Here is a 12,607-nt window from a genome sequence, read left to right on the forward strand (position 1 = left end):
GCCATTGTCCTCCCAGTAGCCGCCCCTGCCGCCGCCGATATTGGCGAAACCGTCGACCAGTTCGATCTTGCGGAGATACTTCGGCATCTTGTAGCCGATCTGGCGCTCGACGCGGACACGCAACGGCGCGCCGTTCTCGACCGGCAGCGGCTTGCCGTTCAAGCCATAGGCAAGGATCGTCTGCGGGTGACGGGCATCGATCAGGTCGATCGAACCGTAATATTTGATGTCGCCGGACAGGCTACGATCGATCGTGTCAAGGCAATGGAACATCACGTAACGCGCCTGCGGCTTGACCACCGCCTGATCAAGCACCAGCGACAGCGGCGTGCCGGTCCATTTGGCGATGCAGCTCCAGCCTTCGACGCAGTCGTGGCGGGTGATCTGGGTGCGGCTTGGCATGTTCATCAGCTGCTCGCGGGTCAGCGACAGCGGCTTTTCGACGAGGCCGGAAACCTCGAGCCGCCAGTCGGCGAAATTGTTGGCGAGCAGGCCCTTGTAGACATCGTCGTCCGGCGCGGTGACGCCGTTCGGCCGCTGCGGCTGGCGAATGTCGGCTTCGGTGAATTCCGGCGCCAGCGAATCGCCGGCAAGCAGGCGTTGCGCGCGCCAGGTAAGGCCATTGGCGCCTTCGAGGAAACTGCGCAGGCCGTCGCCGACACCAAGCTGGCTGTCGAAGGCATCGCAACCCGACAGCATGATACCGGAGACGCCGAGGCTGGCCGAGGTCAGGAATTTTCTGCGGCTGATCACAAATTTCGCCATCTCACGCACTCCTCTCGGGCGCCTTGCTGCCATGCGGCGGGTCGGTCCGGTACCAGCCGGTGATGATGGAACGCAACTCGTTGATCGGACCGGCGGCGAAGATCATCACGATATGGATGATGAAGAAGGCGACAAGCAGCAGCATCACGATGAAATGAATCGTCCGCGCCGTCTGCCGGCCGCCGAGCAGATCGTTGAGGAACGGCAGCACCGCGTTCATGCTCGGCGACATGGCAAGGCCGGTGATGATCATCAGCGGCAGCAGCACGAACATGACGCCGCCATAGGCCATCTTCTGCAGCGTGTTGTATTCGCGCCTATGGTGGAACTTGAACCTGGCATGATCGGCGATGTCCCGCGGCAACCGCCTGAGATCGTCGATGCGCGGCGCAAGATCGCGCCGCAGATGGCCATTGACCAGGCTGGCGACCAGCCAGACGACCAGTGTCGTGGTCAGTATCCAGGCGAAGAAGAAATGGACGACGCGGGCGGTGCCGAGGTCGTAATAAGAGGGGATCGTCGCCCAGGACGGGAAAGCGCGGGACGTCTCCCGACCCGCCGGCCCCGACCAGCCGAGCACACCGGTCGTATCGAAGCGCTTGCCGAAGATTTCGATGTAGCCGCGCGGACCGTTTGCGGTGTTCTCGGCGCCGATAGCGAAAATGGTGTTGTCATAGGCGAATCCCGATTCCTTGCCGATATAGAGCTGGGGGCGGGCGTTGAAGATCTGCAGGCCGGAAAGCAGCATGAAGAACAGCGAGATGGCCCAGAGCCAGTGCGTCAGCCGCGTCCAGCCCGACTGCCGGTAGATCAGCGTCGCATCCTTCGGCGCAGCAGTATCTGGTCCGACGGTGGATTGTCTCCTGGCAACCGATTCCATTTTTTCGCGTCCTTCCGGCCGCTCAGTCGGCCTTCCCGATCCTTGTCCTCCCAATACGTTGCCAGCCAAAGCGATGTTTCATCCGATCACGGAATTATTACGGCCTGCCGACACTACCGGCTCCCCAGGCTGACGGCGAGGTTGACCGCGGCGGCGACGATCACTGTATTGAAAAAGAACGAAACGATCGAATGCAAGAGCACGATGCGACGCATTTGCGTGGTCGAAACCGCGGTATCGGAGGTTTGTGAAGTCATGCCGACGGTGGTCGAGAAATAGAGGAAATCCCAGCCGTCCGGCCGCTCCTTACCTGCAAACACGAGGCCGCCGACGGGCTTTTTCTGCTTCGCTTTGCTGCCGGCGTCGGTCTCCTCATCGTTCAGCCAGTAAACATGGGCGTAGTGCAGCGCCGTCATGGCGTGGATGGTGAACCAGCCGAGCGGGATCGACAGCAGGGCGAAGGTGAGTTCGACAGGATGCGCGTTGCCCTCGCGATTGATCAATTGAAACAACGAGATAATGGCGACGGCGGCGACAATCAGCGTCACCGCAAAGATGACCAGCACCGGCTGGTCGGTGGCGCGGGCATTCTTGCTCAGATAGCGGTCGGTGAGCAGCGGCATCTGGGCGACGACGATGACAGTGTAGGCGGCAAAAAACGCATTGGCGCCGATCGAAAAGGCGAGCGGAGTTCGCAAGACCAGCGCGATCGCCAGCGCAACTACACCGATACAGGCCGACACCGCGAACTGCATGTGGCGGTGAAGTGGTTTCTTCAGGGGCATCTCGGTCGTCATGGCCCGGCCTCTGATGGCAGTCCGTCTTACCGCCGCTCGTCTTTTAGGACTCGGACATTATAGCACTTTTGACTGTGCGCATGATGCCGAAGATCGATCCCCGGTTTTGCCGCGCTGATCTCCGGTTCAAAGCGCTAGCCCGGTGCGGCGGATTTCAGCGCACGCCGCAAGATGCGGTCGAGCTCGCCGAGAAACCGTGAGCGGTCCTGCGGCGCGAAATTGGCGTTGTAGCCCTTGCTTTCGCCGGTCTCGCGCAAATGCTGCTTGAGGTCGCGCATGGCCACCGCCATGCCGATCGTTTCCGGCGTGAACGGGCGCCCGGTCGGCCCAAGCACGTGGGCGCCGAGCGCCACCGTGCGGGCGGCAAGCGGGATGTCGGCTGTCACCACGATGTCGTTGGGCTTGGCATTGTCGACGATCCAGTCGTCCGCCGCGTCGGCGCCCTTGGACACGACGACGTTGCGGACCATCGGATCGCGTGACGGGCGCAGGCCGCCATTGGAGACGAAGGTGACGACGACGCCATGGCGTTCGGCGACTTTCTCGACCTCGGCCTTCACCGGGCAGGCATCGGCGTCGACGAGAATCTGTATTTTGTTGACGCTAGTCGTCATGCCGACTCGGTATTGACGACCGCTTCATTTTCCATGAGGTGCGCTTTTAGCAAGCGATGCACTTCGGTCAGGCTCCTCTGCAAAAACGTATCGCGTACGAGAAAGTTGATTTCATCTGTCGCACGATCGATCTCTCCCAAATCGATCTGAACGCGATTGTTTGCCCTATAGCCACGCCATAAGTCCTCGCCAAAATTCCGTATCCGATGGATCGTCGACTTTTCGTAGTCGATGAAGCGGATGCGAACGCGAATTTGAACCTCCTTCACCTAGTAAACCACCACGCTCCTGATGCTCTTGCCCTCATGCATGAGGTCAAAACCCTTGTTGATGTCCTCCAGCTTCAGCGTGTGGGTGATCATCGGGTCGATCTCGATTTTGCCGTCCATGTACCAGTCGACGATCTTCGGCACGTCGGTGCGGCCGCGCGCGCCGCCAAAGGCGGTGCCCATCCAGGTGCGTCCAGTGACCAGCTGGAAGGGCCGCGTTGAGATCTCCTGGCCGGCGCCGGCAACGCCAATGACGACCGACTTGCCCCAGCCGCGGTGCGATGCTTCAAGGGCCTGCCGCATCACCTTGGTGCTGCCGGTGCAGTCGAACGTATAGTCGGCGCCGCCGATCTGGTCGGCGCCGCGCTTGGTCATGTTGACGAGATAGGGCACGATATCGCCGTCGATCTCCTTCGGATTGACGAAATGCGTCATGCCGAATTTCTCGCCCCATTGCTTCTTGTCGTTGTTCAGGTCGACGCCGATGATCATGTCAGCGCCGGCAAGGCGCAGCCCCTGGATGACGTTGAGGCCAATGCCGCCGAGGCCGAAGACGGCGGCCGTGGCGCCGATCTCGACCTTGGCGGTGTTGATCACCGCGCCGATGCCGGTGGTGACGCCGCAGCCGATGTAGCAGATCTTGTCGAAGGGCGCGTCGGGATTGACCTTGGCCAGCGCGATCTCGGGGAGCACGGTGAAGTTGGAGAAGGTTGAGCAGCCCATATAATGGAAGATCTTGTCATTGCCGATCGAGAAGCGCGACGAGCCGTCCGGCATCAGGCCTTGCCCCTGCGTGGCGCGGATCGCGGTGCACAGATTGGTTTTCCTGGACAGGCAGGACGGGCATTGCCGGCATTCCGGCGTGTAGAGCGGGATGACGTGGTCACCCTTCTTGACCGAGGTGACGCCCTTGCCGACATCGACGACGATTCCCGCACCCTCATGGCCGAGGATCGCCGGAAAGATGCCTTCGGGATCGGCGCCCGACAGCGTGAATTCGTCGGTGTGGCAGATGCCGGTCGCCTTGATCTCGACCAGCACCTCGCCAGGCTGAGGGCCGTCGAGGTCGACCTCCAGGATTTCCAGCGGCTTTCCGGCGGCAACAGCGACAGCGGCACGGGTTTTCATCGGGGCTCTCCTCTCAAGCCAAATCGGCAATCGAGGCGAGCTTTAGCGTATCTGCAGGTTCTGGACTATGGGACGAATTGACAGTTCGTGGCCGGGTTTTGGTCGTCACCAGGCGACTTGCGCCCGGGATATGCGCCAACTTGCCTTGACCGGCCGGGCGAAGCCCATAAAAGAAAGGCAGCCGAGGGAACGCAACCCGCATGTTCACAAAAATCCTGATCGCCAATCGTGGCGAGATCGCCTGCCGCGTTATCAAGACGGCGCGCAAGATGGGCATCGCCACCGTGGCGGTCTATTCGGATGCCGATCGCGACGCCGTGCATGTCGAGATGGCCGACGAGGCTGTGCATATCGGGCCTTCGCCGGCCGCGCAGAGCTATCTGGTGCCGGAGAATATCATCGCCGCCTGCAAGGCGACCGGTGCTGAAGCCGTGCATCCCGGCTACGGGTTTTTGTCCGAACGCGCATCCTTCTGTGAAGCGTTGGAGAAAGAAGGCATCATCTTCATCGGTCCGAAACCCAAAGCGATCAGGGCGATGGGCGATAAGATCGAATCGAAGAAATTCGCCCATGCTGCAAACGTGTCGACGGTACCCGGCTGGCTCGGCGTCATCGAGAATGCCGGTCATGCCGAGAAAATAGCCGGCGAGATCGGCTATCCCGTGATGATCAAGGCTTCGGCCGGCGGCGGCGGCAAGGGCATGCGCATCGCCTGGAGCAAGGCCGAGGTGCGCGACGGGTTCGACCGGGCGCGGTCGGAGGCCAAAAGCTCGTTCGGCGACGACCGCGTCTTCATCGAGAAGTTCGTGGTCGATCCGCGCCACATCGAGATCCAGGTGCTGGCCGACGCGCACGGCAATGCGCTTTATCTCGGCGAGCGCGAATGCTCGATCCAGCGCCGCAACCAGAAGGTCGTCGAAGAGGCGCCTTCGCCTTTCCTCGACGCAAAGACCCGGAAAGCCATGGGCGAGCAGTCGGTGGCGCTGGCCAGGGCGGTCGACTATCAGAGCGCCGGCACGGTCGAGTTCATCGTCGACAGCGAAAAGAACTTCTATTTCCTTGAAATGAATACGCGATTGCAGGTCGAGCACCCGGTGACCGAGCTCGTCACCGGCATCGATCTGGTCGAGCAGATGATCCGCATAGCTGCCGGCGAAAAGCTCGCTATCAAGCAAAGCGACGTCAAGCTGAACGGCTGGGCGGTGGAAAGCCGGCTCTACGCCGAGGATCCGTATCGCAATTTTCTGCCGTCGATCGGCCGGCTGACGAGATACCGGCCACCGGAAGAGGGACGGTTCGGCGACGTCGTCGTCCGCAACGATACCGGCGTCACCGAAGGATCTGAAATTTCGATGTTCTACGACCCGATGGTCGCCAAGCTGTGCACCTGGGCGCCGACGCGGGTCGCGGCAATAGACGCCATGTCGGAGGCGCTCGACAGCTTCGTCGTCGACGGCATCGAACACAACATACCATTCCTGGCGGCACTCATGCAGCATCCGCGCTGGCGGGAAGGGCTGATATCGACCGCCTTCATTGCCCAGGAATATCCGAACGGATTCGCGCCGATCGTGCCCAGTGGCGAGGAAAAGGCCGTGCTGGCATCGATCGCCACCGCGGTCGAACTGCTGCGCCGCGACCGGCTCGACCGGCTGGGCGGGCGGCTGGCGCCGCATTCGGGTGCCCTGAAACGCGACTGGGTGGTCAAGATCGGCGAGGATTACCTTTCGGCATCTGTCCTCGATGGCATCATTTCCATTCCGCTGGAGCTCGATCTGTCGATCGACGGTGGCACGGGGCTGACGGTGACCTCCGACTGGCGGCCGGGCGATCTCATCTGGCGCGGCACGGTCGGCAGCCACAGGATCGTCGCGCAGATCAGGCAAGTGCCGAACGGGCTTCGCATCGCCTGGAAAGGCATGTCGGTAAGGGCACGCGCCATGCTGCCGCGCACCGCCGAGCTCGAAAGGCTGATGCCGGAAACAGTGGCGCCGGACACGTCGAAGATGCTGCTCTGCCCGATGCCCGGCCTCGTCGTGACGATCGCCGTTGCCGAAGGGCAGGAGGTCAAGGCCGGCGAGACGCTGGCCGTGGTCGAAGCGATGAAGATGGAAAACGTGCTGCGCGCCGATCGCGATCTCACCGTGTCGAAACTCAAGGCGAAGCCGGGCGACAGTCTCGCCGTCGATGCGGTGATCATGGAATTCGCGTGAGGCTGAAACACAAAACCCGCCTCGGCGGCGGGTCGTTGGCGCAAATCAGCGCTATGCATATATTCCTAGCATAACTGCCGTCATAAAGCAAATGAATCTCGAGCTCGCAGACCCGAATCGCTATGCTGGACTCACATCATCCGGTGCCGGACAATACACCTTCATCGACTGAGTCCTTTCAAGCGGCGCTGCGGCGCTAAAAAACCATGGCGAATGAGACACTTCCACGCGACCCGTTGCGACGCGAGGCCTTCGTGAAGGCGTCCCGGCCGGAAGCGCCGGCGCGGCCGTTCATTCATCTGCGCGTGCATTCGGCCTATTCGCTGCTCGAAGGCGCCTTGCAGCTCGGCAAGGTCGTCGGCCATGCGGTCAAGGACGAGGCTCCGGCCATCGCCGTCACCGACACCAACAATCTGTTCGGCGCGCTCGAATTCGCGCAAAAAGCGGTGAAGGAGGGCATCCAGCCGATCATCGGCTGCCAGACCACTCTCGCCTTTTCCGGCGAAGCCGGCGACAGTCAGCGCGACCGCAGGCGGCAAGGGCCGGAAATGCGGCCCGTGGTTTTGATCGCGGCGACCGAGGCCGGCTACAGCAATCTGGTCAGGCTGGTCAGCCGGGTCTATCTCGAAACGCCGCCCGGCGAGGCCGTGCATCTGACGACCGATATGCTGCAAGGCAATTGTGATGGCCTGATCTGCCTCAGCGGCGGTCCGCGCGGCCCGATCGGCAACGCCTTGAAAGAGGACCGCCGCGATCTCGCCGAGACACGGCTTTTGGCGCTCAAGGCGCTGTTCGGCGACCGGCTCTATGTCGAGCTGGAACGGGTTTCCGGTTATGACCGGGCGATCGAGCAATCGTCCGTCGATCTCGCCTATATCAATGACTTGCCGCTGGTTGCCACCAACGAGGCGTTTTTTTCCTCGCGCGACGACTATGAAGCGCATGACGCGCTGATCGCCATCGCCGAAGGGTCGGTCGTCGCCATTGACAACCGCCGCCGCCTGTCGCCCGACAATTTTCTGAGAAGCCAGGCTGACATGGCGAGGCTGTTCGCCGATCTGCCGGAAGCGATCGACAACACCGTCGAAATCGCGCTGCGCTGCTCCTACTATCCCAAGACCCGCAACCCGATCCTGCCGCGCTTTGCCGGCGGCGATGTCGCCGACGCCGATGCGGCGGTGAAGGCGGAGGCGCAGGAGCTTGCCAGACAGGCGCATGAAGGGCTGGAGGCGCGGCTCGCAGCGCACGGCCCGACCCCCGGCTACACAGCCGAGCAATATCGCGAAAGGCTGGATTTCGAGCTCGGCGTCATCGAGAGGATGAAATATCCCGGCTATTTCCTGATCGTCGCCGACTTCATCAAATGGGCGAAGGCGCAAGGCATTCCGGTCGGGCCGGGCCGCGGTTCGGGCGCCGGCTCGCTGGTTGCATATTCGACGACCATCACCGACATCGATCCGCTGCGCTTCTCGCTGCTGTTCGAGCGCTTCCTCAATCCAGACCGCGTGTCGATGCCCGACTTCGACATCGATTTCTGCCAGGACCGGCGTGAGGAGGTCATCCGCTACGTCCAGCAGAAATACGGCCGCGACCAGGTCGGCCAGATCATCACCTTCGGTACGCTGCAGGCCCGCGCAGTGCTTCGCGATGTCGGCCGGGTGCTGCAGATGCCCTATGGCCAGGTCGACAAGCTCTCTAAGATGGTGCCCTCGAACCCGGCCAATCCGGTCAAGCTCGCCGACGCCATCGCCAACGAGCCGCGCTTTGCCGAAGAGGCCGAGCGCGAGCCGATCGTGCAGACACTGCTCGACATGGCGCAGAAGCTGGAAGGGCTCTACCGCCACGCCTCGACGCATGCCGCCGGCATCGTTATTGGCGACCGGCCGCTGTGGGAGCTGGTGCCAATGTACCGCGATCCGCGCTCCGACATGCCGGTCACCCAGTTCAACATGAAGTATGTCGAGCAGGCCGGGCTGGTGAAGTTCGACTTCCTCGGCCTGAAGACGCTGACGGTCCTGGAAACCGCGGTCAAGCTGATCCGCCGCCGCGGTATCGAGATCGATCTCGCCCACATTCCGCTCGACGACCCCGATACCTATGCCATGCTATCGCGCGGCGAAGTGGTCGGCGTGTTCCAGGTCGAAAGTGCAGGCATGCGCAAGGCGCTGATCGGCATGCGCCCCGACTGCATCGAGGACATTATCGCGCTGGTCGCGCTTTACCGGCCGGGACCGATGGAGAACATCCCGACCTACAACGCCAGAAAGCATGGCGAGGAGGAGATGGCGTCGATCCATCCGAAGATCGACCATCTGGTGAAGGAGACGCAAGGCGTCATCGTCTACCAGGAACAGGTGATGCAGATCGCGCAGGAGCTTGCCGGCTATTCGCTGGGCGAAGCCGATTTGCTGCGCCGCGCCATGGGCAAGAAGATCCGCGCCGAGATGGACAAGCAGCGCGAGCGCTTTGTTTCGGGCGCGGTCGAGCGCGGCGTCGGCAAGCCGCAAGCCGACTTCATTTTCGACCTGCTGGCAAAGTTCGCCGACTACGGTTTCAACAAGTCTCATGCGGCCGCCTATGCCGTCGTCTCCTACCAGACGGCCTATCTGAAGGCGCACTACCCGGTCGAGTTCCTGGCCGCGTCGATGACGCTCGACATGGGCAACACCGACAAGCTCGCCGATTTCCGCCAGGATGCGCTGCGCCTCGGCATCGAGGTCGTGGCGCCGTCGGTGATATCAAGCTTCCGCGCCTTTGAAGTCGGCGAGAACCGGATCTTCTATTCGCTGGCCGCGCTCAAGGGCGTCGGCGACGCGGCTGTCGAGCACATCGCCGCCATGCGCGGCGAAAAACCGTTCAAGAGCCTCGCCGATTTCTGCGAAAGGGTCGATCCGAAGATCGTCGGCAAGCGCGTCTTCGAAAGCCTGATCATGGCCGGCGCACTCGACTGCTTCGGCCACGACCGCGCCGCGATGATGGCCGGCGTCGAGCGGATGATGGGGCTGGCGTCGCTGGCGCAGCAGAATGCAATGTCGGGCCAGCACGACATTTTCGGCGCCTCGCTCGGCGCACAGTCGCAGGCGCTCAATCTGCCGGCGACCGACCCGTGGCTTGCCGCCGACCGCCTGCACCGCGAATTCCAGGTGGTCGGCTTCTATCTCTCCGCCCATCCGCTGGACGAATACAAGGCGGCGCTGCAGAAGATGCGGGTGCAGAACTGGGCCGAGTTCTCGGCCGCCGTCAAACGCGGTGCTGCCGCCGGGCGGCTTGCCGGCACCGTCACCACCAAGCAGGAGCGCAAGACGCGCACCGGCAACAAGATGGGCGTCGTGCAGTTCTCCGACACGTCGGGCCAGTATGAAGCGGTGCTTTTTTCCGAAGGTCTGGCGCAGTATCGCGACCTGCTCGAGCCCGGCCGATCGGTGGTGATCACCGTTTCGGCCGAGGACAGGCCCGAAGGCGTCAATCTGCGCATCCAGACCGTGCAGTCGCTGGAGGACGAGGCAAGCCGCATCCAGAAGGCCTTGCGCATCTTTGTCAGGGATGACCGACCGGCGTCGGCGATTCAATCGCAGCTTACCCAGCGCGGCGATAGCCAGGTCAGCATTATCGTCATAAAGGATGAGGCGCAGGGCGAGGTCGAGATCGAACTGCCCAACCGTTACCGCGTCTCGCCGCAGATCGCGTCGGCCATGCGCGCGGTGCCGGGCGTGGTGGAAGTGGAGCTGGTGTGAGCTAGAGCGCTTTGCGTTTCGGTCGAACCAAAACCGCGCTCTAACTTTTTGGTTTAACGCACTTTGTCGGACGCCGAACGAAGGCGTTTGGCTGCAAACTGCTCTAACGGGATTAGCACGGTCCCGTTTGTTTCGACGGTGTTCCGCCAGCCAGCGCCGGCGTTGCCCGGTTACAATGCCGCTGGTATTGTGAGCTCGGCTGCCTGGGTCTTTCGGCGGCCGGGGGAGTGCGTCATGGATGAGCGGACAGCCGCTGCCGAACTCCAGAAAATGGTCAATGGGTTCCAGGTATCTCAGGCGATATGCGTCGCCGCCACGCTGGGCATCGCAGACCATCTCAAGGACGGAAAACGCACCAGCGGCGAACTTGCCGCGTTGACCAATACCCATCCGCAGGCGCTCTACCGGCTGCTGCGCGCCCTGGCATCGGTCGGCGTGTTCCATGAAGCGGCAGACCGGTTTTTCTCGCTGACCCCGTTCGGCGGCGCGTTGCGATCAGATGTTCAGCATTCGGTCGCACCGTGGGCGATTCTGGCCGGACGGCCGTATTTCCGTCAGGCATGGAGCGATCTGCTGCACAGTGTCAGCACCGGCGAAAATGCCTTTCGCCACGCTCATGGCAAGGGCGTTTGGGAATACCGGGCGGAGCATCCGGAAGAGTCCGTCATCTTCGACCGGGCCATGACGGCCATGTCGCGTGGCGTCGCCGCCGCGGTGATCGCGGCCTATGACTTCCGGCCGTTCTCTGTTGTCATGGATGTCGCGGGCGGGCAGGGCGCGCTGCTTGCCGAAATTCTCTGCCGCAATCCCGGCCAGCGCGGCATTCTTTTCGATCAGCCGCAGGTGGTGGCGAAGGCCGGCCCGGTCTTTGACGCCGCGGGCGTCGCGGATCGCTGCAACATCGTCGCCGGCGATTTCTTCGTCTCGGTGCCCGAGGGCGCCGATGCGATCGTGCTTAAATGGATCCTGCATGACTGGGACGACGACACAAACATCCGGATCCTGAAAACCTGCCGCCGGGCGATGCGCCCAGATGGCAAACTGCTGGTGCTTGAGAGCATTCTGGCGCCACCCAACGAAGGCGCCAGTGCAAAATTCGGCGATCTGAACATGCTGGTCATGCCGGGCGGGCAGGAGCGCGCGGCAGAAGAATTCGAGTTGCTGCTTGCGGCGTCGGATTTCAAAGTCGCCAATATCGTTGAAGCCGGACCTCACATCAGCATCATCGAGGCGGAACCGCTCTGATCGCTTTCCGGATCTGCAACGCTCCGGATGTTCTCAACTCACAGCGCCTTCACCCTGCTCTGCCCACTGGACGGCTGTCGCAGCGAGCGTTATCAGTTGTCATGAAGGCGCCAGACAGGGACGGAGCTCGGGATTTTTCAGCCTTGACGCGGCTGCGCGGCACGCTGCGCAAACTCTATCACGGGCGCACGCCCGCGGCTTTCCGGTTTCAACTGGTCGCGATCATCATCGACCTTGCCATCATCGCCTTCTTCATCGCCACACCAGTGATCCAGGAGTCGCCTTCGTTCCTCTGGCTCGATTATTCTGTGGCAGCGCTTGTCGCCGCCGACATGATTGCGCGGCTGCTTGCCTCCAACGACATGCTGCGCCTGATGAAACAGCCGGCGTCGTGGGTCGATGCATTTATCCTGCTGACGCTGCTGATGCCTTCAGCGCTGGCTAATCTGGGTTTCCTTCGCATATTGCGGCTGTGGTCACTGTCGCGCAGCGGCGCGCTGTGGCGGTATCTCGAGATGCGCGGCCTCAGGCGATGGCGCGAGGCGAGCCACGCAGTCATCAATCTCCTGACATTCCTTCTTGTCATCACCGGTTTTGTCTACACCTTCTTCTTCCGCACTGGGGCCGGTCTCGAAGGCTATGTCGACGCGCTCTACTTCACCGTCGCCACGGTGACCACGACCGGCTTCGGTGACATCGTTCTGCCGGGTATCGCCGGCAAGCTCACCTCGATCGTCACCATGATCATCGGCATATCGCTGTTCGTCAGGCTGGCGCAGGCGCTCTTCCGTCCCAACAAGGTGTTTTTTCCTTGCCCGCAATGCGGCCTTCAGCGGCATGAAGCCGACGCCGTCCACTGCAAGGCCTGCGGGCATCTCCTCAACATCCCCGACGAAGGCGACTGAGATGCGAGGTTAGAGCGCGGTTTTGGTGGAACCAAAACCGCGCTCTAACTCTTTGCT

At 62.2% G+C, this 12,607-nt stretch carries 10 protein-coding genes; 4 read left to right on the plus strand and 6 right to left on the minus strand.

Annotated elements, in window-relative coordinates; all coding sequences use genetic code 11:
* The 6 genes from EOA78_RS32485 to EOA78_RS32510 all read right to left on the minus strand — a co-directional run.
* Positions 1-765, minus strand: a 765-nt coding sequence (locus tag EOA78_RS32485) for a molybdopterin-binding protein (protein ID WP_127319515.1), incomplete at its 3' end; no start/stop codon positions are given.
* A 1-nt stretch (position 766) separates the two neighbouring features.
* Positions 767-1,645 carry a cytochrome b/b6 domain-containing protein gene (locus EOA78_RS32490; protein WP_127319517.1) on the minus strand — a complete coding sequence of 293 codons (879 nt, stop codon included), beginning with the start codon at positions 1,643-1,645 and terminating at the stop codon, positions 767-769.
* A gap of 113 nt (positions 1,646-1,758) precedes the next feature.
* Positions 1,759-2,442 carry a DUF1345 domain-containing protein gene (locus tag EOA78_RS32495; protein WP_127319519.1) on the minus strand — a complete coding sequence of 228 codons (684 nt, stop codon included), beginning with the start codon at positions 2,440-2,442 and terminating at the stop codon, positions 1,759-1,761.
* A 134-nt stretch (positions 2,443-2,576) separates the two neighbouring features.
* On the minus strand, positions 2,577-3,056 hold the full coding sequence (locus EOA78_RS32500; protein WP_127319521.1) for a YaiI/YqxD family protein: 480 nt from the start codon (positions 3,054-3,056) through the stop codon (positions 2,577-2,579).
* On the minus strand, positions 3,053-3,325 hold the full coding sequence (locus EOA78_RS32505; protein WP_127319523.1) for a hypothetical protein: 273 nt from the start codon (positions 3,323-3,325) through the stop codon (positions 3,053-3,055). The genes EOA78_RS32500 and EOA78_RS32505 overlap by 4 nt, the downstream gene beginning before the upstream one ends.
* Positions 3,326-4,453, minus strand: coding sequence for an S-(hydroxymethyl)glutathione dehydrogenase/class III alcohol dehydrogenase (locus EOA78_RS32510; RefSeq protein WP_127319525.1), 1,128 nt, complete (start codon positions 4,451-4,453; stop codon positions 3,326-3,328).
* A gap of 200 nt (positions 4,454-4,653) precedes the next feature.
* Between EOA78_RS32510 and EOA78_RS32515 the strand changes: the two genes are divergently transcribed.
* The 4 genes from EOA78_RS32515 (at position 4,654) to EOA78_RS32530 (ending at position 12,550) form a co-directional block, all read left to right on the plus strand.
* The gene (locus EOA78_RS32515) at positions 4,654-6,666 is read left to right on the plus strand and encodes an acetyl/propionyl/methylcrotonyl-CoA carboxylase subunit alpha (RefSeq protein WP_127319527.1); all 2,013 of its coding nucleotides are present in this window, start codon (positions 4,654-4,656) and stop codon (positions 6,664-6,666) included.
* A gap of 206 nt (positions 6,667-6,872) precedes the next feature.
* Entirely contained in the window at positions 6,873-10,400 is a 3,528-nt protein-coding gene (dnaE, locus tag EOA78_RS32520; RefSeq protein ID WP_127319529.1) for a DNA polymerase III subunit alpha, read from the plus strand.
* Between the two features lie 63 nt (positions 10,401-10,463).
* A complete protein-coding gene (locus EOA78_RS32525) occupies positions 10,464-11,645 on the plus strand; it encodes an acetylserotonin O-methyltransferase (protein WP_245477922.1) in 1,182 nt (393 codons plus the stop codon).
* Between the two features lie 101 nt (positions 11,646-11,746).
* Complete coding sequence (locus EOA78_RS32530; RefSeq protein ID WP_127319531.1) at positions 11,747-12,550, plus strand: potassium channel family protein; 804 nt, start codon at positions 11,747-11,749, stop codon at positions 12,548-12,550.
* The last annotated feature ends 57 nt before the right edge of the window (positions 12,551-12,607 follow it).

Source organism: Mesorhizobium sp. M5C.F.Cr.IN.023.01.1.1, from assembly GCF_003997585.1.
Lineage (GTDB): Bacteria > Pseudomonadota > Alphaproteobacteria > Rhizobiales > Rhizobiaceae > Mesorhizobium > Mesorhizobium wenxiniae.

What these genes read in the sequence shown, in the direction of transcription:
- EOA78_RS32510 (WP_127319525.1), bottom strand. Translation starts at nt 4,453, where the DNA reads ATGAAAACCCGTGCCGCTGTCGCTGTTGCCGCCGGAAAGCCGCTGGAA.
- dnaE (WP_127319529.1), top strand. Translation starts at nt 6,873, where the DNA reads ATGGCGAATGAGACACTTCCACGCGACCCGTTGCGACGCGAGGCCTTC.
- EOA78_RS32490 (WP_127319517.1), bottom strand. Translation starts at nt 1,645, where the DNA reads ATGGAATCGGTTGCCAGGAGACAATCCACCGTCGGACCAGATACTGCT.
- EOA78_RS32530 (WP_127319531.1), top strand. Translation starts at nt 11,747, where the DNA reads ATGAAGGCGCCAGACAGGGACGGAGCTCGGGATTTTTCAGCCTTGACG.
- EOA78_RS32515 (WP_127319527.1), top strand. Translation starts at nt 4,654, where the DNA reads ATGTTCACAAAAATCCTGATCGCCAATCGTGGCGAGATCGCCTGCCGC.
- EOA78_RS32495 (WP_127319519.1), bottom strand. Translation starts at nt 2,442, where the DNA reads ATGACGACCGAGATGCCCCTGAAGAAACCACTTCACCGCCACATGCAG.
- EOA78_RS32500 (WP_127319521.1), bottom strand. Translation starts at nt 3,056, where the DNA reads ATGACGACTAGCGTCAACAAAATACAGATTCTCGTCGACGCCGATGCC.